Genomic DNA, 21,234 nt, shown 5'->3' with positions numbered 1-21,234 from the left:
GGGAGGGGTCGGTCATGGGCCATATGGAACACCTGAAGAACGAGTTTCTGACCGACACGGGAGCCACCCTCCAGTTGCTTCAGGACGATCTGAAGGCGTTGCCATCCGGCCTCGCGACGCGCCGGGGGCGTGAGTCTCTGGACCGGGCGTTCCGCACGGCGCACTCGCTCAAAGGCGTGTGCGGGATGTTCGGCCTGAACGATATGTCGCGCGTCTCTCACGCCATGGAAGACCTGCTGGAAGGCCTCCGAGATGGCCGTCTGGATCTGGACGAGCGCGTCCGCGAGCTTCTGACCCGGTCGCATGACATGCTGCACGATCTTCTGGGAGCCGCGCGCTCGTCGCCCGAGGAGGCATCCGACCCGGCGGACTTTCTCAAGGTGGTGGAGGAAGTCGAGGCCATGCTTCCCCCCGGGCAGGACGCTCCCGGCGCCACCCAGGAAGCCTCGCCACCCGAGGATCCGCCCGGCCCGGAGACAACCCGCACCGACGGGACAGACGGAAGCGCCAGCGTGCGCGTCCCCGTTGCCCGGATGGATGATCTCCTTGAGAGCTTCACCGCGCTTGTGGACGCCCGGAGGCGTCTTTCCACAGAGAGGTCCGGGAGTCCCGGCGACAGACCCCGGACAGGTGCGACGCTCCCCGCGTCCTTCCACCTCGACCGCGAGTTGAGGCGACTCGGACGGCGCCTGCTGCGCCTGCGAACCGTTCCGTGGTCGCTCGCCACACAGCATCTGGAGCGTGTGATGGAGCGAGGAGGGCGAGAAGGCCTCCCGGCAGCGCGCCTGGTCGTGGAGGGGGCCAACACCCCGCTGGATCGCGCGCTGTCAGCGCTCCTCGAGGACCCGCTCAGCCACCTGGTGAGAAATGCCCTCACGCACGGAATCGAGTCGCCCGACGAACGCATCCGCAACGGGAAGCCCCCCGAGGGGAGGGTCACGGTGCGCGCATCCTCCGGGCCGTCGGAAGTCACGATCGAGGTGGCCGATGACGGGCGGGGCGTCGACCTCGACCTCGTGCGACAGCGGGCGGCTGCTCGTGGAGGCTTCACGCAAGACTCCTCGCCAACAGAAGAGGCTCTTCTCGAAGCCATCTTCCAGCCGGGATTCACCACGGCTCAGCACGCCGGCCTTCTCTCCGGGCGAGGGGTGGGATTGGATGCGGTCCGGGCGGGCGTGGCTCGGGCCGGTGGTGTGGTGCAGGTCTTGACGGGTGCGTGGGGGACCCGCTTCTCGTTTCGCGTGCCGGTGCGTTGGGCCATCGCACCAGGGCTTCTTGCCGAAGCGGGGGGCGCCCCTGTCGTCGTGCCTCTCCCGGCCGTCCGACAACTGCACCGCCTGTCGGATATGACCCTTCGCGTATGGGGGAGCGGGGAAGAGGCGCGCGTTGAAGAGAACTGGGTGCCCGTCGTCGATCTGGGTGCGCGGTTCGGGGGCCTCCCCGTGTGTCGAGGCTCGGACCGGGGAAGCGCCGTATTCGTTCAGATCGGGCGGCGTGGCCTGGTCTTCCTCGTGGACGCCGTTCTTCATCAGCAGGAGTTTCTCGTTCGTCCGTTTCGTGCGCCACTTCGAAATGTGCCGGGATGCCGGGGAACCGTCGAGCTGGACGACGGCACGCTGGCCCCTGTCCTGGAACCGGCTGAGTGGTTGCTTCTGGAACCGGGCCGCGTGGCCTCCGGGGAGGGGAACCCATGGCCGAACGCTACCTCTTGATCGAACAAGGGGGGCAGCAGATCGCGCTGTCCGTCGCCGATGTCGTCGAAGTCCTGAACCGGCCGTGTATCTCCCATTTGCCGCATACCCCCCAGGCGTTGATGGGCGTCGCCGCGTGGCGTGGGCGGACCGTGCCAGTGATCGACCCTTCGGCCGTTCTCAAGCAGGAGGGATTTCCATCCGAATGTACGAACAGGGCCGTCGTGCTGCAGCGCGAAGCTCCGTTTGCGATTCCTGTGGATCGAGTCGGCGAGATGGTGAGTGAACGACAGATCCGGAGTCTGGCGCTTGCTCCACTGGATGTCGCCAGGCTCTCTCAGTTGCTGACTGATGACCCGGTTATCCACCCGGAAGGAGACAACTGGTGAAGCGCCTTTCCGTGTTCTTGTACCGAGTCCGCTTCGTCGCGGCGGCGCTTCTTCTTGTGGCGATGGTCTCCACCGCCGCATGGCTTCACGACTCACCCTCCGCGTGGAAGCTGTACCTGACCGGGCTTCTCGGGGGGGGGTGCGTGGCCGCAGTTGCGGGAATCGGAAAGCTCCGAGCTCTCCAGCGCTGGGAGGTCGTTGGGCAACGGCTCTCGCGAACACTCTCGGAGGACCCGCCGGAAGTGCCCGAAACGACCGCTGGCGCTTCCAGCGTGGATGAGCAGACACACGAACTGGCGGACCGCCTGCACGCCACCGTGGAAGCCACGCGAACTCTGCGGAGTCGGTCCACAGAAATCAGCGAGATCCTCAAGGTGATCCACGACATCACCGACCAGACCCATCTCCTTGCGATCAATGCTTCCATCATCGCCGCGCAGGCCGGGGACGAGGGCCGGGGGTTTGGCGTCGTCGCGGAGGAAATGCGCAATCTGTCTGAGCGTGCCGCCAGTTCGTCCCGGGAGACGGAGATTCTGGCCGAGAACCTGCGCGATGAGGTAGCCCATGCCGCACGGGACATCATCCGCTCCGGAGAGGCTCTCGAGACGCTCCGTGGCAGTGTCCGCGAACTGGACGACAGTCTTCGCGCGCTTCGCGCCGGCCGCAAGGCGGAGAATCAGGAACGACGGGAACTGATTGCGGAGCTGGATCGCGCACCGGGCCGCGGGGGAGGAGCGACAGCATGACCCATGCGCAACCTGACGACAGCGGGCCTGTGCCAAAGGCGCTGCAGCGGATTGCGCTCCTCATCGAGACCGGTCCCTTCGAAGGGCACTATGTCACCAAAGTACTGAAATGCGTGGAAGGGGGTTTTCGAGCCTACGCCCCGTCATTCCGGGCCAGTGTTCTTCCGATTCCGGTCGGACATCCGCTTCGTGTTCACTTCACGCATGAGGGTGAACACTACGACTATCCCGCACGGATTGAAGAGCGGTACCCGGGGCCGATTCCGATGATTCTCGTCTCCCCCCCAAAGGGGCGGGTGCAGGCGGTTCAGCGTCGCGAGTACCATCGCATGGCGGCGGGCATTGCGGTCCATGTGGAACCTCATGCACCGCTCCCGTCAAGCCCCGTCCCCGGGCCTCCCTGCGAAGCGACGACCGTCAATCTGAGCCTTGGCGGCGTGCTGCTGGAGTCTCCAGAACTCTACCCGGAGGGCGCGCTGCTGGACTTGACGCTGGCCCTCCCCGACGATCGCCCCCCACTGACGCTGCGCACCGAGGTTCTCCGGGACTCCGGCCGCTCCGCCAGGGGGCCTCATGGAGGCTGGTTCCTCGCGACGGAGTTCACCAGACTCGACCAGACTACGCACGACCGGATTGCGCACACCGTGTATCTTCTCCAGCGAGTGCTCCGACAAGATGAGCCCGAGGGGGAAGCGGAGGGAGAATGACCGATCGTGATCAGGTTGCTGTCGTCACCCCCCATGCCGACCTCCGCAGATCCGCCGCCAACTGGACTCCCCTTCTCGCAGATCGCGCACAGCTCCATGTCTACCGCACACTGAAGCAAGTCCCCATGCCTTACGCGGGCGTCCTTCTGATTGACGAGGAATCGCCCGGCCTCGACCAGTGGATGGCCTTTCGTCCCTCACAAGCCCACGCTGGCGAATCGATCGTGGTGTTTGCCGCGTCGGGTCCCTCGACGCGCGGCGCCATTCTCTGGGGAAGTGACGGGACCGAGGTTCTTGCCGTCATGACGGACATTCTCGAGCGCCGACGCCATCTCGCCCAGGCGGACGAGTTCGTTCGAGAACTTGAGCAGTCCAATGATCGCGTCATTGCAGAACGACGCCGCTTCGCCCGGATTGTCGTGGAGCAGTCGGAAGATCTCCGCTCGGAGAACCGGGCACTCTCCCGGGAACTGACCGAGGCGACCCGCCTTCAGGATGTCGCGCGCTTCCTGGCTGCCCCGGGACCGATTGCCACATTCTGGCCACTGCTCGCCGAGGTCGTCGGGCGTGCGCTCGGTGCCCGGGCGGCGGCCGTGTGTCGGTGGGGGGGGGACTCCTACGAGGTGTCGGGTGCCTGGCAGATCCCGGAGGCGCTGGCCGCGGATCTGGCCCCCGTCTCTCTGGATGCTTCCTCAGCGCATCAGCCTCCCCCTTCGCCCGACGGCCCGACCTGTTGGAAGTTGCTGCGAGAGGATCCGATAGTCACGGGTCTTCTCCTTCTGTTCGACAGCGGCCGGGACCCTCTTCTTGAAGGAGAAGCGCCGTTCACCCGGAAACTCCTCGCGCTCGTCTCCGATGGAGTCCGTTCGCAAGCCTCCCGAGAGGCTCTCCGTTCCTCGCAGCAGCAGAACAATCGAATCCTGTCCACGCTGCGAGGCGGCCTGCTGAAGATCGACGCCAGGGACCGGGTAGTCCTGGCCAACCCCACGCTTTGCCGGATTCTCGGGGTCCCTTCCGACGATCCGGTGGGGCGCTCGCTGGAAGAGGTCTTTGTCGACAACCTGCACTTCATCCCGCTTCTCCGCCCACCCCGCGCAGAAGCGGACCCGGGACCTTCCGCGGAGGTGGAGACCTACCTCACGCGGGCGGGTCATCGACCGGTCCCGGTCTCCGTTCGCACTTCCGCCCTGCCCGAAGACGACGGCAAACGGGGTGTTCTCGCGCTGGTCACCGACCTCTCCTGTCGAGTGGAAGCCGAGGAGGAGGTTCGGCGCGCCGATCGCCTGGCCGCTCTGGGGCGCCTTTCGGCCGCCGTGGCCCATGAAATCCGAAACCCGCTTGCGGGAATACGCACTTCGGCGGAGGTGCTCCTCTCCCGTCTGGCGCACTCCGGGAAGGATGCGGAACTGGCCAGCATCATCGTGGAGGAGACGGACCGGCTGGATCGCATTGTGGGGAGTCTTCTGATGTTCGCTGAGCCCCCGGAACCCGATCTTGAACCGGTGGACCTCTCCTCGATTCTCCACCGGGCCGCCCATCTGGTGGGAGGCCGTGCCGCGAAGCGGGGAGTGACGGTCTCCGTGAAGGCGTCCCCGGAGGTGCCCTGTCCTCTTGCGGATCGCGACCAGATCCTGCAAGTTGTGCTGAACCTGACGCTGAACGGAGTAGAGGCTTCGCCGGAGGGGGGGGAGGTTCGCCTGCTGATCTTCGATGATTCCACCGAAGATCTTCCGGCAGTCCGTGTGGTGGTCGAAGATGACGGCCCCGGAGTCCCGCTGACGATTCGAGAGAGAGTCTTCGATCCGTTCTTCTCAACGAAGTCGGGGGGCACCGGACTCGGGCTCCCTGTCTGCCAGCACATTCTGCGAAGACATGGGGGCACGCTGCGGATGGAAACTTCTCCCGAGGGCGCGAGCCGAGCCACGGCGCTGCTGCCTCTCATCCCGGCGGAGGACCATCCTCGCCCGAGTGGAGGTGAACCGTGGCCGACATCCTGATCGTAGATGACGAACGCAATCTCCGGACTTCCCTGCGCCTGGCTCTGGAGGAGCACGGTCACTCCGTGGAGGGCGTGGAAAGCGGCGAAGCCGGTCTGGCTGCGCTGGCGCAGCACTCTCGGGATCTGGTGTTTCTCGATGTGCGTCTCCCGGGGCGTAACGGCATGGACATCCTCCGCGAAATCAGGCACCACCATGCGGAGACCATCGTCATCATGATGTCCGCCTACGATGCCGACACCGCCGCGCCCAACGCCCTGGAGACGGGTGCGTACTATTTCCTGAACAAACCTTTCGAGCTTCGCAAAGTGCTCGAACTGGTCGAACAGGCCATGGTCAACATCGACATTTCCCGAAAAGCCCAGACCGTGCGGCAGATTCGTGTCGGGAATCGGGATTCGGATCGTTTCATTCTGGGGAACTCACGCTCGATGAATCAGGTCGCGGACATCATCGCGAAAGTGGCGAACAGCCCCACATCTACGGTTCTCATTCAAGGGGAGAGTGGCACAGGGAAGGAACTCGTTGCCAAGGCGGTGCACTTCCTGTCGTTCCCCGAGGAGCGCAAGCCGTTCCTCACCATCAACTGCGCGGGACTCCCGGAGACTCTTCTGGAGAGTGAACTCTTCGGATATGAAAAGGGAGCGTTCACCGATGCACGGGAGAGCAAGCGGGGACTTCTGGAAATCGCCGACGGCGGAACGCTGTTTCTCGATGAGATTGGGGAGATGCCGCTGGGTTTGCAGGCGCGTCTGCTTCGCGTGCTGGAGACCAAGAGTTTCCGAAAGGTCGGCGGAACAAGGGACATCGAGGTGGATGTTCGCATCGTGGCCGCCACCAATCGAGATCTCAAGCGCGAAGCTCAGGACGGTCGCTTTCGTGACGATCTCTACTTCCGGTTGAATGTGGTCCTCGTCCAGGTCCCTCCACTTCGCGAAAGGGCGGAGGATGTGCTCGTGCTGGCCAGCTACTTCGTCCAGCAGTTCAATCGAGAACTGAAACGCTCGGTGCGCGGCTTCACACCGCAAGCCCGCGCGCTTCTGGAGGCCTATGCGTGGCCGGGCAATGTGCGGGAACTGAAGAATGTGATCGAACGCGCCATACTCCTGCAATCGACAGATCTGATTCTCGCGAGTCACCTTCCGCTGGATCTGGACGAGGAGAGCACCGCGTCGAGTTCGTCCACACCGGCCCAACCCCCGAAGTTCTCACCCCGACCGTTGCGCGTCATGGAGTTGGAACACATTGCCCTCACGCTGGAATGGTGCGAGGGAAACAAGTCCCGCGCAGCCAAGCTCCTGGGCATCTCTCGACAAACCCTTCGGGAGAAGCTGAAGAAGATGGAAGCCGCCGACTCCGCCGCTTCCGGCGGCTGATTCCCTCCGCCTGAACCCTGACCATGCTGATCAATAGCTGACCGCCTGTCTGCACTCAAACTGGCCAGATTCCGGGCAGTTTGTAGCCCCCGCCCCCTACATCCCGCGCTCAATCCGCACGAGGGCCGTTCTTTTGCCACTTCTGGCGTTTTTTGCAAGTCTGGCCTCCTCCTTGCTATATCCCACCCCGTAAGCCCGGGAGACCGGGACCTTGAACTCACCGGGGGGAGAGCCAATGAAGGCGACGGGACTCACGCGGAAGGGGAACTCCCCGGAACAACGGATTGAGCTCTTGCGGGGAGGCTACCGCGCACAGCTCAACCGGTACCTCCAGCTGGAGACGCTGGCCGACGAGGAACACGACCTGCTGCGAAGTCGCAATGGTATTCAGCGGGTGAGCGAGATCCTCCAGGCAAAGCGGGAACTTCTCGATGAGATCCGGAGCGTGGATGAGGGCCTCGCAACGGACCGGGCCTGGTGGGTATCCGCACGACGAGACCTTCCCGCCGCTTCGGGTGGGGAACTGATGCAGATTCTGGAGGCCGTCTCCGTGACCGTGGAGCGCATTCTCGCGCTTGAGGCTGCGTGTCGGGACCTCCTGGCGTGTTCGCTGGATTGGAAAAGAACTGAAACGACGGAGGACATTGTCTCATGAAGAGCCGCCCCGCAGACCAGATCTGGAAGGACTACCGCAAGAAGCGATCCCCGGAACTGCGAGAGAAGCTCGTGCTGCGATATGTCCCCCTGGTGAAGTATGTCGCGGGACGCATGGCCATCGGGCTCCCGCCGTCGGTGCAGACCGAAGACCTGATCAGCTCCGGCGTGCTCGGACTCATGGACGCCATCGACAAGTACGACCTCGATCGGAAGACGCGGTTTGAGACCTACGCCGTGACCAGAATCCGCGGAGCCATCCTGGACGAACTCCGCGCTCTCGACTGGATCCCTCGCTCCACGCGTCAGAAGGCCCGCAAACTGGAGGGCGTCTACACGGAACTGGAGGCTTCTCTCGGGCGTTCCGCAACCACCGGTGAAGTGGCCGACCGGATGCAGATCTCGACGCGAGCCCTGCACAAGCTGATGGACGAGGTCCGCTCCACAAGCCTCATCTCGCTGGACGAGTTTGTCTCCAGCAAGGACGGCGACGGGCAGACGCGTCTGGTGGATGCGCTGGAAGATCGCGCCGGTCTCAGTCCCGCGCAGCACATGGACATCGAGGACCTCAAGATCAGCATCAATCGCGCGATCGGTCGTCTCCCTTCGCGGGAGCGGCTGGTCATTGCGCTGTACTACTACGAGCGTTTGACGCTGAAGGAAATCGGGTCGCTCCTGGGTGTCTCGGAGTCGCGCATATCTCAGATCCACACCAAGGCGGTTCAGCGCCTTCGCGGGAAGCTTCGCGGCGAGACTTCGACACTGGTGTCCGGCCTCATGGGTACGGGCATCCCACAGGAGTTCTCCGATGCGGAGAACGATGGCGCCCGCGCCGTGCTCCCTGACATCACCAGCCTTCTGTCGGCTTGAGGAAATCGGGCTCACGCAACGGAACGCCTGATCAGGGCGGAGAGGAAGAGGGTTCATGTCCGACTTCAGAAAGCCCGCCGAGTGCCTGCTCCCCGACACGATGGCAGGACCGCCGGGAGAGCGCACGAGCGCAGTGACCACCACGAGGGAGAAGATCCTCGTGGTGGACGACGACGAGAACATCCGCGAAACGCTGCGAGAATTCCTGTCCATGGGAGACTACGAAGTCGAGGCCGCCTGCGACGGAAGAGAAGCGATGGAACTTCTCGGCCGCGCGAGCTTCGATCTCATGCTGGTCGATCTGCGAATGCCCCATGTCGATGGAATGTCGCTGTTGGAGTGGTCGCAGAAGGCCTGTCCGGAGGCTTCGGTAATCGTCATCACCGGGCACGCCACGGTGGAGACCACCATTCGCGCGCTGCGCCTCGGCGCGTTCGACTATCTCCTCAAGCCGTTCACGCTGGACGAAGTGGCGCGCGTCGTCGGGAACTGCCTGGAACGCTCTCGCCTTCGCCGCGAGAACAGCGAACTCACGCGGGTCAACCAGCGACTTCGCGAAGTGGAACGCATCAAGGATGACCTGCTCGCGACCGTTTCCCATGAGTTTCGTACGCCACTCACCGCGCTCCAGGGCTTTCTGTCGATGCTGGAGTCTCAGCCGGAGCATCCTTCCCGGGCAGGAGACGCGATGGATGGCCTTCGGGACAATGTGAGTCGACTGGATGCGTTGATTTCGAATCTGTTGATTCTGGTGGAGGCCAACAGCGGAGCGCTGACGCCCATACTGGAACCCGTGGCCCTGGGGGAGTTCCTGCGCGCCTGGGTCCGAAACGGTCCCGCAGGAGATCTCCGCGAACTCGTACGGCTCGAAGTGCCCGAATGCGCATCGGATGCGAGAGTGCTCGTGGACCGGACGCGCTTGGGACTGTGTATCGCGAACCTCGTGGACAATGCCCGCAAGTTCACGCGCGATCCCGCGTCTCAGGAGATTCTCCTTCGTGCGTCGGTGGACGCTTCCCGAGTACACATCGACATTCACGACAACGGCATCGGCGTCGACGCTCCCGACCTTGCAGAAGCGTTCGATCGTTTCACGCAGGGCGACATGTCCTCCACGCGAGCGTTCCCCGGCGCCGGGCTGGGACTCTCGGTGACGCGGTGTCTGGCAGAAGCCCACGGAGGCAGCGTGCGCTTCATTCAGCCCGAACTTGGCGGTGCCTCGGTTCGCATCACACTCCCCGGCCCATCGGAACACTGACGACTGAGAGGAATCCCACGCCGTTCCGGGGAGATTCCCCCCGGACGCCGACACACGGCCCGTCGCATCCCTCTGCGGCGGGCCATTCTCTATGCAGCCTTGAGTGATTCTTGCGTTTGACCACGCTGTGCGAAGAGACCCCCTGCACTCAACCCGGCACGAGCCTTGCGGTAGCAGACGGTGGACTCACCACGGGTCCGCGAGACCGACAAGGGCAAGTCCGCACGAGGACGCGCAAAGCCACGGAACCCGAACACACTGAGTTCGGGAAACGCCGGGCCGCCGAAGTTTCGCCTGCCGTTCACAGCGTGACGGAGGCGGACAAGCATGATGAGGAGATGCAACCTCGCGAGCCTGCTTACGCTCGCCGTTCTGTGGGCCGTTCCCCCCGCAAGTGCCTCTCTCCGGCTCATCGACGCACAGGAGGTCCTGAGCAAACACACGACCCTCATCGACGGGACCTTGTGCCTGGTGATGAATGGCCGCTCCTGGCCGCTTGTTACCGATCCTCTGGACAGCGAACTCTCCACTCTGGGGGACGGCTCGTTTCATCCGTTCGAGATCGGGCTGGTTCGCGAGGCGATTGCCTCCGCGCCTGCGGGCGTAGCCTCCCTCGACGCACGCATCGTGGTTCTCCCGTATCCGCGTCGCGGCACTCTCCGGTCCAGCTGTGAAGGGAACATCGTCTTTCTCTCTCCCGGACTCCGGAAGGTGCATCCCGAGCATCTTGCGGCCACGATCGCACACGAACTCGGGCACATAGTGCAGCACGCACTTGCCCCGGATGGCAGCACGCTGTGGGAGGAGTACCTGGACCTTCGCCAGCTGCACTCCGGTCGATATCACCATGCCGCATCCCACCGGGATCGACCGCATGAGATCTTCGCCGAGGACTATCGCTTCCTGCTGGGGCCTCCCGAGGCGCTCTCCTCACCCGGGATCGAGAACGCCGACATTCCTCTTCCGACGGAAGTGGCCGGACTGGTGCCCTGGTTCGACCGGCTTCTGAACCAAAGGGTGGCTCCCGACGAGAGCACCGTCTCGCTGGTCTCGCCGAATCCGTTCCGCGCAGGAAGGGGAGGGGAAGTCCGCATTGTGTTTGCCGCCTCCACGGAACAGGCTGTCCATGCGGATGTTGTCGATGTGGTGGGGCGGCGGGTTGTCAGGCTTCTGCCGACGGCGAGGGGGGAGGAGACCACATTCCTCTGGAATGGACGGACTTCCCTGGGGAATCCGGCAGCCTGTGGAGTCTACTTCGTTCACTGCCCGGCCCTCCCCGAGGCTGAAGTGGCCCTCGTACGCGTCCTCCGATAGCGCTGTCGCTGTTCAGCACCCCCCGGCAGCGCCCGGGGCCAGTGTGCGAAAGTTGCACTCTGCAATCCGGACCGTGCAGATCTGGAACAGCCTGCCGCGAGACTGCTGATCTATCGCTAAAACTCCGCGCACTCCTTGCCGATTCTCACGGAAGCAGGCCCTCCGGAAGTGGCCCCGGAATTGCGAGGGACCGGAGCGGACTCGATCCCGCCTCTCTGTGGAGAGTCGACACCTATGACGGAGGACGAAGAAACCATGAAGATCCCGACGCTGATTTCCCTCACGCTTTCCTGCTTGCTCTGCTTTGCGCTCATCGGCTGTGGCGGCGACGACAACACCGTCTCCACGCTGCCTCCGGGTGACGACGATCCGCCGGTCGATCTGACTCCTCCGGCTGTGCCGTCGAATCTTGCGGTCTCCGAGATTGACGACACGCTCTGGGTCAACTGGGCGCCGAACAGCGAGGCGGACCTCGCCGGCTATGAGCTCCAGAGAAGCCTGGACCACGGCACGACCTGGGAAGCCGTGTCTTCCAGCCTCCTGCAGGACGCCTCGTACTTTGATCAGGTTCACTCACGAGTGGACTATCGGGCCGCTTCGGAGGACGCTTCCGGGAATCGCAGCAGCTACTCGAACAAGGCGATCTACTTCACCCCGTCCGAGGGCGGCGGAAAGATCCCGACCAACCCCACCGGCTGAGTTCCGTGCGGGGTCTGCATGCATGGGGGGTCTGTCGTGAGACGGACCCCCTTTCCTGTGGGCAATGATCAGCGCCTTCTTGACCGACGATTCGGCACAGGCTAGCGTCTCCAGACGGGCGACCCGGGAATCCCCCCGGCTGCACCGTTTTGAGGGGTTCACCATGAGATCGACTCGGTTCGCGGCGGGGGGGCTTCTCGCACTCCATCTCGTGTCCTTCGTACCGGGCGCACACGGGGAACCCCTTCCTGAGGCATTTGATCTCTACTCGGCTGATCGCGTCGCAGAGGAGACCATCGCGGCGTTCGGGAGAGCTCCCGGCGCGTGGCGTGTCCTGCACCGTGAGGCGGTGGAAGACGCGTGGTGGCTGCTTCTTGCACTTCCCCCCGGGCTGGAGGCCGGCAGTCTCCCCAGTGGCTCACGCCCCAACTTCCTGGCGAGCGTCGGCCCCGGCGAGCGCGTCGTCTATGCCCATGCGGAGACGCCAGGGCACCCCCGGCTTCGAACGGGTCGTGCTGTCGCGGTGACCCCCTCCGGAGGTGCCGTCCAGATCACCCGTGAAGACCCGGCTCGTCTGGCGGGGCGCAGTTCGCACGGGTTCCGAATCCTGAATCGCGGCCGGCAGCCCGTTCCCGTCTCCCGGCCCGGTCCGAACACCGCCTGGGCCGCCACGGTGAATCGGGCGCTGAGCGTAGACGCCTCCGCAGACCTTCGCACGGGTGCGCAGGTGGAGACGCTCCGCAACAGCGTGGAACCGGTTCGGCTGGAAGCCCATGTGCGGGAACTCGCGGAACTGGAGAGCGGGGCGCCTTCGTCGCGTTACTGGGCGGAACCCGGCACGGAGAACATCGCGCGGCTCTACATCGGGCAGGAGCTTGAGAACAGCCTCGGAAGCGGCTCCGTCACGACGCATCGCTTTGAGATCACAGCGGACAACACCACGCTGACCGTCTCCAATGTCATCGGAACCTGGCCGTCGGCAACCCCGAACGCAGGAGCCGTACTGGTCACCGCTCACTACGATGCGATTGGACTCCGGAGTGACGCTGTGGAGCTGTGCGAAACGGCCCGCACCGTCCCGGTGCCTGGATGCGACTGCGATGCAGGAGCCGACGCCATCCTCGCCAACCCCCATTGCTCGTGGAACTGGCGCTACGACGCGGCGCCCGGCGCCGATGACAACGCATCCGGGATCAGCTGTCTTCTGGAGTGCGCGCGCATTCTGGCTGCCGGCAATGTGGCGTTCGACTTTGACCTTCTCTTTGTCGCGTTTCAGGGAGAGGAACTGGGGCTCCTGGGCTCGGCAGCCTTCGCGGACTCACTGGCTGCCGAGGGGACTCCCGTGCATGCGGTCCTCAACATGGACATGGTCGGTTTCAATGCGCTGACGAATCGTCTCGATGTCGTCGCCAATGAGGGCTCCGAATGGCTGGCCGATTACATCATCGATACAGCCCAGCAGTTTGTTCCCGAGCTTCAGGCCACCAAGAATGTGGCTTTCTTCGCACGAAGCGACCACGCGAGCTTCTGGAGCGCGGGTATGGACGCCATCCTCCTGACCGAGGACATGGAGATCCCCTATCCGCAGTACCACACATTCATGGACACCTGGGAGAACACTTTCCCTGCCAGCGGTCGGCCCAACTCAGAACTCCAGCTGAAGCTTTCCGCCCAGCTTCTGGTTTCCGGCCTTGCGCGAATGGCTCTTCACTACGACCAACCAGACTTGGCCATCCCGGCGGGGGAGGTGGAGGTCATGCTCCCCGCGGGAGTCGAGTACTTTGAGGCTGGAGATACGGTCCCCATCACCGCGCGTGTCCACAACTTCGGAGCGTCGACACTTTCGTATCAGGGAACGGACACGGATACGCTGTCTGTCCGGGTTTCGTTTTTCGAGGGTGATCCGCAAGCGGGGGGGATGCTCCTGGGGGATGTCGAGCACCTCGGCTTCTTCCCGGCGGGCGGAGCCGTGCCGATGACCTTTGACTGGCAGACCCTCCCGGGGGATGAAGGGGTGCACACCTTCTATGCTCAATTGGAGGGACTGGATGCGGGTTATGCCTCTTCGGAGATCTCCCTGCTCAACAACTCTCACTCGACCGAGTATTTCCTCCGTGCACAGGAGGGGACCGGGCCGCGACTGCTGTCGTTCCATGTTTATCCGAACCCGGCATTCTCCGGGCGGGACGAGCTCCGCTTTCGCTATGATCTGACGCTTGATGCAGAAGTTCGCATTGTCGTACACAGCCTGGCCGGGGAGCCGGTAGGGCGGTTTACAGCGGGCGACCTGTTCACCGGAAACGGGAATCAGGCGGGTCCCAACAATGTGGAGGGCTCTGCGTTTCGCTGGCACGGCGAGATGGAAAGCGGCATCTATGTCTACACCATCCGGGCGCTCGACTCATCGGGGACCATTACCGATCAGGCTTCCGGCAAGTTCGCGCTCGTCAGATAGCTCCGCCGGAGACTTGCCTCAAGCGGCCTCCCGGTGATACTCTTTTCGCCGCTTTGCACAGATCTTTGACGCGAATCAATATGAGGAACCCATGTCCGACAAGCTCACTCGCAAGCAGTTGAAGGAAGACCACTTCGTCGATGCTGTCATGACCGCTTGGGCCAAAGCGCAGGAGCGACCCATTGTTGCCGTGCTTGCGCTGGTCGGGGTGATTGCCATTGTGTCCATTGGCGTGCGCGTGGGGCGCGAGGCCACGGGAGCCGCGTCGCTGAACCCGGTGGCCCAGTCGGCGCTTTCCACCGCTCGCATGGAACTCGCGTTCGGAAGGCTCGAAGAGGGAGTGGAGAGCCTGCAGGCAGTTGTGCAGGACCACCCCGGAACCGAAGCCGCTCGCGAGTCCACCTATCTGCGTGCGACCGCTCTGTTCGAGGCGGGCCGGTTCGCGGAGGCGGCGGACGGCTTCCGCGATTTTGCAGCGGATCCCTTTCTCGACGACCTCCTGATCGACGGGGCGCATCTCGGACTGGCCGCGTCGCTGGAGGAACTGGGAGATATGGCGGCGGCCATGGAGCAGTACTTGCGGGTCTGGGCGGACGGCAAAAGCCCTGCCACGCGCATAGACGGCTGCCTGGGAGCCGCGCGAATCGCCCGGAGCCTTGGGGACGGACAGAGGGCCACGGAGCTACTGAAGGGCCTCCTGGAGGCCTACCCGAACTGCCCGGAGGCACCTGTGGTCGAGTATTCGCTTGCGGAGCTCGCCTCCTCAGCCTGAGGGTTGTGTTCCGAAGATTGTTGTTTTTCCCTCGCAGGCACCGGGCCCCTGTCAATACTGGGTAACTGGTGACTGCAGGCGTAGTTACACCGCCGGGGCAGACGACGGGCCCGCCTGATCTTCGCCCTGGAGGGACGCTGCCCGGAGGCCTTTTGCGCATCTTCGGCCTCCGGAGTGCTGTTTCTCACCACACCGGGTTCCTTTCAGCGCCCGGCACCCGCGGCCTTTCTGCAGCCATCCCGCCCGGACGCCCGCCTCTCGGGAGGCGCAAGCTCTGGAGCCATGCCAGCATCCGCAGCCGAATGGGGGAAGGGCGAGGCGCACGCTCGATGTCGGGCGTGCGAGCCGGCGCGTGAACCCCAACAACAATCACTGCAACACAACTAGCGGGTTGGAGTGTCCGGAAAGAGGGATTATGTCGCGCACCCATACTGCAGCTCCGCGACGCAACCGCGTGCCGTTCCAGCACTTACAACACTATCCACAAGGTATCCCCGGCGAGCGCCGTACGCCCCTTCTTCGCAGCCGTGCGTTCTATATTGTTGGGAGCATGGAAGTTGCTGGGCCTTGGTGCTGGCTGCCCCGCAGCGTGCAGACGCCGGGTGGGTCGGCCTTCACCGGCTGAGACCTTCTGGGGTGGGCTGGCGTGTCCGCCTCAGAGAACGAAGTTCACCAGTCTCCCGGGAACCACGATCACCTTGCGGGGCGTTTCTTCGCCCAGATGGCGGGCTACCGCATCGTCCGCTCTGGCAAGTGCGATCAACTCGTCCTTCGGAGTGTCGCCCTCCGCCTCGATGCGGCCGCGGACCTTCCCGTTCACTTGCACAACGATGGTAACCAGCTCTGGAGTGGCCAGAGCGTCGTCGAAACTCGGCCAGGGCTCGCGGGACACGCCCGATCCGAACTCCAGGCGCTCCCACATCTCTTCCGCGAGATGGGGCGCGTAGGGCGCCAGCAGGAGCGTCAGGACGCGTAGATCCTCCCGGGTGGCGGACTCCTTCGCGGTCAGGCAGTTGACATATTCCATCAGCGTCGATATGGCCGTGTTGAAGCGCACGCGAACCGTGTCCTCGGTCACCTTCCGAATGGTCCGATGCCGGACGAGTTCATGCGGATCCTGCTTGTCTTCCGGCGGTGGGAACTGGGCCGCACGCCAGCAGCGGTCCAGGAACCTCGACGCGCCACGAAGGCCCTTGGTCGACCAGGGCTTGTCCACCTGAAGCGGCCCCATGAACATCTCGTACACACGGAAAGCATCCGCCCCCCGGGCTTCGATCATCTCGTCGGGATTGATGACATTCCCCCGCGACTTCGACATCTTCTCTCCGTCCTCACCCAGAATCATCCCCTGATTCAGGAGCTTCTGAAACGGCTCGGGCGTGGAGACGCAGCCCAGGTCGAAGAGGACCTTGTGCCAGAATCGCGCGTACAGAAGATGAAGCACGGCATGTTCCGCACCGCCGAGATAGACATCGACCGGCATCCAGGACCGCTCAAGATCCGGGCTGACGAGTTCTTCCTGATTCCCGGGGTCGATGTAGCGCAGGTAGTACCAACAGGAACCCGCCCACTGCGGCATGGTGTTGGTTTCCCGGAGGAGGCACTCCCCCGTGTCGGGGTCCGTGATCTCAACCCAGTCGGTGGCCTTGGCCAGCATGGGGTCCGGAGTTCCGGTGGGCTCGAAGTCCGCCAGATCCGGCAGCACCACAGGAAGCGCCGAGTCCGGCAGATCCCGTACTTGCCCATCCGGTGCCGTCACCATCGGGAACGGCTCGCCCCAGTAGCGTTGCCTGCTGAAGAGCCAGTCCCTCAAACGAGTATTGGCGGCCTCGCGCCCGTGTCCGGAAGCAGCGAGCCAGCCCAGAATGGCCGCTTTCCCGCCTTCCGGATCCAGTCCGTTCAGGCTGACTGCCTCGTTCTCCGAGCGCACGAAACGCGCGGTCGGCGGTTCCTCTCCCGGAGCGACCGCCTCCTCCCCTACTGCAAGGATCGGAGCGATCGGGAGCCCATGCATCCGCGCGAACTCATGATCCCGCAGATCATGCCCGGGGACCGCCATGATCGCGCCGGTCCCGTACCCCATGAGCACATAGTCCGCGATCCACACCGGTACCGGCTCCCCGGAGGCGGGATTGATGACGAACCCCCCTGTCGGCACGCCTGTCTTTTCGCGTGTTGGATTCGTGCGTTCGATCTCGCTCGTGCTCCGGGCTTCCTCTCGATACGCGTCTACGGCGGCGCGTTGATCCGGTGTCGCAAATGCATCGACCAGCGGGTGCTCAGGCGCCAGCACCATGAAGGTCACGCCAAACAGCGTATCCGGCCGAGTGGTGTACACGCGAATCACCCCGGGGTCCGGGTCGCGGGGGAACGGGCGCGCGATGGAAGAGGAAGCCCCCGACGGGACGAAATCGATCTCGGCACCGATGGACTTCCCGATCCAGTTGCGCTGCATGGCCTTGACCGGTTCCGGCCAGTCCACACTGTCCAGATCCTCAATCAACCGGTCCGCATAAGCGGTAATCCGGAGCATCCACTGAAGCAGAGGCCGACGCTCTACCGGATGGCCTCCGCGTTCACTCAGTCCGTCAATGATCTCTTCGTTCGCAAGAACCGTCCCCAGCTCGGGACACCAGTTCACCGGAACTTCGGCTCGGTATGCGAGTCGGTGGGCGTCCACAAACTCCGCAACCTTCGCTTTGCCGCACGCGCGAATGTCCTCCGGCACCGGGAGTTCCTCGATCGGGCGCGCACGCCCTTCGTTCTGGTCGTACCAGGAGCGGTACATGCGCAGGAAGATCCACTGGGTCCACCGGTAGTAATCCGGATCCGTCGTGTTGACTTCCCGGTTCCAGTCATACGACAGCCCGAGGCTCTGAATCTGCCGACGGAAGTTGTCGATGTTCCGGCGCGTGGTCACACTCGGATGCGTTCCGGTCTGGATCGCATACTGTTCTGCGGGAAGCCCGAATGCGTCCCACCCCATCGGATGCAGTACCCGATGTCCGGTCATTCGGTGGTACCGCGCAAGGATGTCTGCCGCCACATAGCTCTCCGGGTGCCCCACATGAAGCCCCGCGCCGGACGGGTACGGGAACATCACCAGCGCATAGAACTTGGGCCGCCCGTCTTCTTCGATGTCGGTGGCGAAGGTCTCCTCGCGGAGCCAGCGCTCCTGCCACCCGGCTTCCACCTGCGCGAAGGGATACCGCTCTCCATCCTCCCAGGGGGTCGCTCGTCCGGCGCCCTCTCCCCCGGTCTGACCTTCACTCATACTCGCTACCACCCCTCCACCGTACGCGTCAGTATGTCGTCTCTCAGTCGGACGACCACACGGGCTATCCCGACATCCTCTTCCTCAGCCGGCTGCCCACCGACCTCCGCATGATTGTAGGTGGCCCACTGCCGCATTCTCTTCTCCTCCCAGAGCACTTTGTTCTTTCGCACATCCACAAACCGGACTTCCGCAATGACCTCGACTCGGTACTCCAGCACATTCTCGGAAGCGTCATAGGTGAACGGGGCGCGATGGTATTCCAGAAGGACGGCTTCGAGCAGCGAGTCCGCATCCTTCTCGTCAGCCACCTTCAGTACCGGGTTGTCGATGAACGCTTCGACAAGGGAGTCCGCCAGAACCGAACTGAGATCTCCACGATCGGTACGGTTCTCAGGAAGCGGGATCGCGACCGTTCGGATATGCCCCGGCAACAGAGACGAGGAGAACCCGTACGGACATCCCGAGAGAAGTCCGGTCAGTCCCACAAGGGACAGCATGGCCAGAATGCCGCAGAGACGCTTGTTCATAGTGCCGGGAATCTACGGGAGGTGCGCGCCCGGCGAAAGGCCAAACTCACCGCCTCCGGTTGTCTGCTGTGCCCTCCGGCCGCAGGAGAGCGTCGTGAGGCGTACCGCTAGGCTGCCGGAGGTGTGAGCCCGTGGTTCTTCATTCGGGTTCGGAGCTTGTCCCGGTTCAGGCGGAGCTTCCTCGCTGCACCGGTCTGGTTCCACCCCGTGGTTTCGAGGGCCGCAAGGAGGAGGAATCGCTCTACCGAGCCCGACACCTCTTCGAAGTCCACACCATCGGCCGGAAGACCGTCGTCAGCAATCCCCCGAAGCGCCCCGAGGAACTCGCCCACCCCACCGGGGGAGTGGCTGCTCGTCCCGGGGAGCATCAGCATCGGAGCGGTGAGAATCGTCCCGTCATGCAGAAGAACCGCGCGCTCCATCACATTGCGGAGCTCGCGAATATTGCCCGGCCAGGGGTAACCCAGGAGTGCGCGCATTGCCTCCGGAGCGATGTCCGACATCTCCTGGCTGAATGAGACGGCAAACCGCCTCAGGAAGTGCCTCGCCAGAACGGGAATGTCCTCCGGTCGCTCTCGAAGCGGCGGCAGCGTGACCGGGACGACCTTCAGACGAAAGTAGAGGTCTTCACGGAACTGCCCGCGCTTCACTTCTTCGTCCAGCTCTCGATTGGTTGCCGAGATGACCCGCACAGAGACACGAATATCGCGGGTGCCTCCCACCCTTCGAAAGGTCATCCGTTCCAGAACGCGCAGCAGCTTCACCTGAATGGGCGGGGCCATCTCCCCCACTTCGTCCAGGAACAGCGTCCCTCCGTCCGCCAGTTCCAGAAGGCCGCGCTTCCGCGAACTGGCATCGGTGAACGAACCCTTCTCGTGACCGAACAGTTCGCTCTCCAGCAGTTGTTCCGGCAGGCTCGCGCAGTTCACCTCGAGAAACGGCATCTCCGAGCGCGCCGAAGCCTGATGAATCCGATTCGCAATGAGTTCTTTCCCCGTCCCGCTCTCTCCGTCAATGAGCACCGCGGTTGTCTCGCTGCCCGCCACTCTGCGAGCCAGTTCATGAATGCGCTTCATCTCCGGGTTGCGACTTTCCACATAGTCGAAGCGGCGGTCGTAGTGCTGCCGATAAAGATCCCGCTCACGAGAGACGCGCCCGGCCTCCGCAGCCCGCTCGATGGACACAGCCAGTGCGTCCAGATTGACCGGCTTTGTGACATAATCGAAGGCGCCGGCTCGGATGGCGCGCACCGCCTGTGCAATGTCCTCGGTCCCGGTGACCATGATGGTCCGGCAGTCCGCTGCGGCTGCGCGAAGGCTCTCCAGTACCTCGATCCCATTGGTGTCAGGAAGGTTGAGGTCCAGCAGGAGAACCTCCGGCGCGCGGTTGACGACTTCCGTCGCCACGGCACCCGATCCGTCCAACTCCTCCACGCGAAACCCGCGTTCGCTGAGGTCCGCGAGGAGGATCTTTCGGAACATGGCGTCGTCGTCCACAATGAGAACCCGTGGGAGAGCCCCGCTCATGACGACCCTCCGGAGTCCTGCAGGCTCTCCTGCCTTCGATACCACTCCACCGTTCTGGCGAGGCCCTCGTCGAAGGGGACGGCCGCCTCAAACCCGAGCGTCCGGCGCGCGGCTTCCACTCCCGCGCGGGAATCCCGAATGTCCCCGGCGCGCGCGCCCTCATGAACCGGTCCAGGCCCCTCCGGCACGAGCGCGGAGAGGCAGTTCGCCAGTTCCTTCACAGAGCGACTCTCCCCTGTTCCGACATTGAAGACCCCTCCGTGCGCATCGGTCGAAGTCATGGCGAGCAGGTTCGCCTGGATCACATCCTTCACATAGACGAAGTCCCGCGTCTGGCCGCCATCACCATGGATCACCGGAGGCTGACCGCCGAGAAGGCGCGTCGCAAAGAGAGGGACCACTGCCGAATAGGGAGACTCCGGATCCTGCCGGGGGCCGAACACATTGAAGTAGCGTAGAACCACCGTCTCCAGCCAACCCATTCGATCGAAGAGACGGCAGTACCCTTCGCCCGCCAGTTTGGCGAGCGCGTAGGGCGAACCGGGTTCCGGAGTGTCCGTTTCCCTCGCGACCTCCGCGGGGTTCCCGCCATAAGCGGCGCAGGAACCCGCGAAGACAAAGCGCTTCACGCCGGCCGCCCTGCTTGCCTGAAGCAGGGCGAAGGTCCCGTTCACATTGATGCGGTGGTTCGCTTCCGGGTTTTCCATCGATAGAGGCACACTGACGAGTGCCGCTTCGTGAAAGACATGATCCACGCCTTCCACCGCGCGCGACACCGTGGGCGGGTCGGTGATGTCTCCCTGAATGAACTCAATGCGGTCCAGTGCCTCACCGAGATTGTCCAGTGAACCGGTGGACAGATTGTCCAGCACGCGCACCTGACCGCCGGAACTCACGAGCGCATCCACGAGATGGGAACCGATGAACCCGGCACCGCCTGTCACGAGAAAGCTGGCCACAGCGGCTTCCGCTCCTT

Annotated in this window: 17 protein-coding genes; 13 read left to right on the top strand and 4 right to left on the bottom strand. The window is 63.9% G+C overall.

From position 1 onward, the window contains the following. The first annotated feature begins 14 nt into the window (after positions 1 to 14). From QF819_01875 to QF819_01815, 13 genes are all read left to right on the top strand, one after another. On the top strand, positions 15 to 1,712 hold the full coding sequence (locus QF819_01875; GenBank protein MDP6801913.1) for an Hpt domain-containing protein: 1,698 nt from the start codon (positions 15 to 17) through the stop codon (positions 1,710 to 1,712). Continuing rightward, the gene (locus QF819_01870; protein MDP6801912.1) at positions 1,691 to 2,080 is read left to right on the top strand and encodes a chemotaxis protein CheW; all 390 of its coding nucleotides are present in this window, start codon (positions 1,691 to 1,693) and stop codon (positions 2,078 to 2,080) included. The genes QF819_01875 and QF819_01870 overlap by 22 nt, the downstream gene beginning before the upstream one ends. Then, positions 2,077 to 2,826: a methyl-accepting chemotaxis protein gene (locus tag QF819_01865; protein MDP6801911.1), complete on the top strand. Its 750-nt coding sequence runs from the start codon at positions 2,077 to 2,079 to the stop codon at positions 2,824 to 2,826. The genes QF819_01870 and QF819_01865 overlap by 4 nt, the downstream gene beginning before the upstream one ends. After that, on the top strand, positions 2,823 to 3,533 hold the full coding sequence (locus QF819_01860; protein MDP6801910.1) for a PilZ domain-containing protein: 711 nt from the start codon (positions 2,823 to 2,825) through the stop codon (positions 3,531 to 3,533). Before QF819_01865 ends, QF819_01860 begins: the two co-directional genes overlap by 4 nt. Further along, a complete protein-coding gene (locus QF819_01855) occupies positions 3,530 to 5,530 on the top strand; it encodes an ATP-binding protein (GenBank protein MDP6801909.1) in 2,001 nt (666 codons plus the stop codon). Before QF819_01860 ends, QF819_01855 begins: the two co-directional genes overlap by 4 nt. Continuing rightward, entirely contained in the window at positions 5,515 to 6,906 is a 1,392-nt protein-coding gene (locus QF819_01850; GenBank protein ID MDP6801908.1) for a sigma-54 dependent transcriptional regulator, read from the top strand. The genes QF819_01855 and QF819_01850 overlap by 16 nt, the downstream gene beginning before the upstream one ends. Positions 6,907 to 7,141: 235 nt before the next feature. Continuing rightward, entirely contained in the window at positions 7,142 to 7,561 is a 420-nt protein-coding gene (locus tag QF819_01845) for a hypothetical protein (protein MDP6801907.1), read from the top strand. Further along, positions 7,558 to 8,430: a FliA/WhiG family RNA polymerase sigma factor gene (locus QF819_01840; protein ID MDP6801906.1), complete on the top strand. Its 873-nt coding sequence runs from the start codon at positions 7,558 to 7,560 to the stop codon at positions 8,428 to 8,430. Before QF819_01845 ends, QF819_01840 begins: the two co-directional genes overlap by 4 nt. A gap of 55 nt (positions 8,431 to 8,485) precedes the next feature. Further along, entirely contained in the window at positions 8,486 to 9,688 is a 1,203-nt protein-coding gene (locus QF819_01835) for a hybrid sensor histidine kinase/response regulator (protein MDP6801905.1), read from the top strand. Positions 9,689 to 10,015: 327 nt separating this feature from the next. After that, positions 10,016 to 11,002 carry a hypothetical protein gene (locus QF819_01830; GenBank protein MDP6801904.1) on the top strand — a complete coding sequence of 329 codons (987 nt, stop codon included), beginning with the start codon at positions 10,016 to 10,018 and terminating at the stop codon, positions 11,000 to 11,002. A 234-nt stretch (positions 11,003 to 11,236) separates the two neighbouring features. Further along, positions 11,237 to 11,701: a hypothetical protein gene (locus QF819_01825; protein MDP6801903.1), complete on the top strand. Its 465-nt coding sequence runs from the start codon at positions 11,237 to 11,239 to the stop codon at positions 11,699 to 11,701. 163 nt (positions 11,702 to 11,864) lie between these two features. Then, the gene (locus tag QF819_01820) at positions 11,865 to 14,156 is read left to right on the top strand and encodes a M28 family peptidase (protein MDP6801902.1); all 2,292 of its coding nucleotides are present in this window, start codon (positions 11,865 to 11,867) and stop codon (positions 14,154 to 14,156) included. Between the two features lie 91 nt (positions 14,157 to 14,247). Further along, complete coding sequence (locus QF819_01815; protein ID MDP6801901.1) at positions 14,248 to 14,928, top strand: tetratricopeptide repeat protein; 681 nt, start codon at positions 14,248 to 14,250, stop codon at positions 14,926 to 14,928. 655 nt (positions 14,929 to 15,583) lie between these two features. On the opposite strand, the gene leuS is transcribed toward QF819_01815, so the two are convergent. From leuS to QF819_01795, 4 genes are all read right to left on the bottom strand, one after another. After that, positions 15,584 to 18,202 carry a leucine--tRNA ligase gene (gene leuS / locus QF819_01810; protein MDP6801900.1) on the bottom strand — a complete coding sequence of 873 codons (2,619 nt, stop codon included), beginning with the start codon at positions 18,200 to 18,202 and terminating at the stop codon, positions 15,584 to 15,586. 5 nt (positions 18,203 to 18,207) lie between these two features. Further along, complete coding sequence (locus QF819_01805; protein ID MDP6801899.1) at positions 18,208 to 18,732, bottom strand: LptE family protein; 525 nt, start codon at positions 18,730 to 18,732, stop codon at positions 18,208 to 18,210. Positions 18,733 to 18,839: 107 nt separating this feature from the next. Continuing rightward, a complete protein-coding gene (locus tag QF819_01800) occupies positions 18,840 to 20,258 on the bottom strand; it encodes a sigma-54 dependent transcriptional regulator (protein MDP6801898.1) in 1,419 nt (472 codons plus the stop codon). Then, complete coding sequence (locus tag QF819_01795; protein MDP6801897.1) at positions 20,255 to 21,217, bottom strand: SDR family oxidoreductase; 963 nt, start codon at positions 21,215 to 21,217, stop codon at positions 20,255 to 20,257. The genes QF819_01800 and QF819_01795 overlap by 4 nt, the downstream gene beginning before the upstream one ends. Between the last annotated feature and the right edge of the window lie 17 nt (positions 21,218 to 21,234).

The organism is Gemmatimonadota bacterium (genome assembly GCA_030747075.1).
In the GTDB taxonomy this organism is placed as follows: Bacteria; ARS69; ARS69; order ARS69; family ARS69; genus ARS69.
The sequence above is the reverse complement of the archived record's forward strand: the minus strand, read 5'-3'. Positions and strand labels throughout refer to the sequence as shown.

Excerpts from the sequence above, each read along its gene's own strand:
- QF819_01825 (MDP6801903.1), top strand. The coding sequence starts at position 11,237 with ATGACGGAGGACGAAGAAACCATGAAGATCCCGACGCTGATTTCCCTC.
- QF819_01870 (MDP6801912.1), top strand. The coding sequence starts at position 1,691 with ATGGCCGAACGCTACCTCTTGATCGAACAAGGGGGGCAGCAGATCGCG.
- QF819_01820 (MDP6801902.1), top strand. The coding sequence starts at position 11,865 with ATGAGATCGACTCGGTTCGCGGCGGGGGGGCTTCTCGCACTCCATCTC.
- QF819_01830 (MDP6801904.1), top strand. The coding sequence starts at position 10,016 with ATGATGAGGAGATGCAACCTCGCGAGCCTGCTTACGCTCGCCGTTCTG.
- QF819_01875 (MDP6801913.1), top strand. The coding sequence starts at position 15 with ATGGGCCATATGGAACACCTGAAGAACGAGTTTCTGACCGACACGGGA.
- QF819_01800 (MDP6801898.1), bottom strand. The coding sequence starts at position 20,258 with ATGAGCGGGGCTCTCCCACGGGTTCTCATTGTGGACGACGACGCCATG.
- QF819_01835 (MDP6801905.1), top strand. The coding sequence starts at position 8,486 with ATGTCCGACTTCAGAAAGCCCGCCGAGTGCCTGCTCCCCGACACGATG.
- QF819_01855 (MDP6801909.1), top strand. The coding sequence starts at position 3,530 with ATGACCGATCGTGATCAGGTTGCTGTCGTCACCCCCCATGCCGACCTC.
- leuS (MDP6801900.1), bottom strand. The coding sequence starts at position 18,202 with ATGAGTGAAGGTCAGACCGGGGGAGAGGGCGCCGGACGAGCGACCCCC.
- QF819_01860 (MDP6801910.1), top strand. The coding sequence starts at position 2,823 with ATGACCCATGCGCAACCTGACGACAGCGGGCCTGTGCCAAAGGCGCTG.
- QF819_01805 (MDP6801899.1), bottom strand. The coding sequence starts at position 18,732 with ATGAACAAGCGTCTCTGCGGCATTCTGGCCATGCTGTCCCTTGTGGGA.
- QF819_01815 (MDP6801901.1), top strand. The coding sequence starts at position 14,248 with ATGTCCGACAAGCTCACTCGCAAGCAGTTGAAGGAAGACCACTTCGTC.
- QF819_01840 (MDP6801906.1), top strand. The coding sequence starts at position 7,558 with ATGAAGAGCCGCCCCGCAGACCAGATCTGGAAGGACTACCGCAAGAAG.
- QF819_01845 (MDP6801907.1), top strand. The coding sequence starts at position 7,142 with ATGAAGGCGACGGGACTCACGCGGAAGGGGAACTCCCCGGAACAACGG.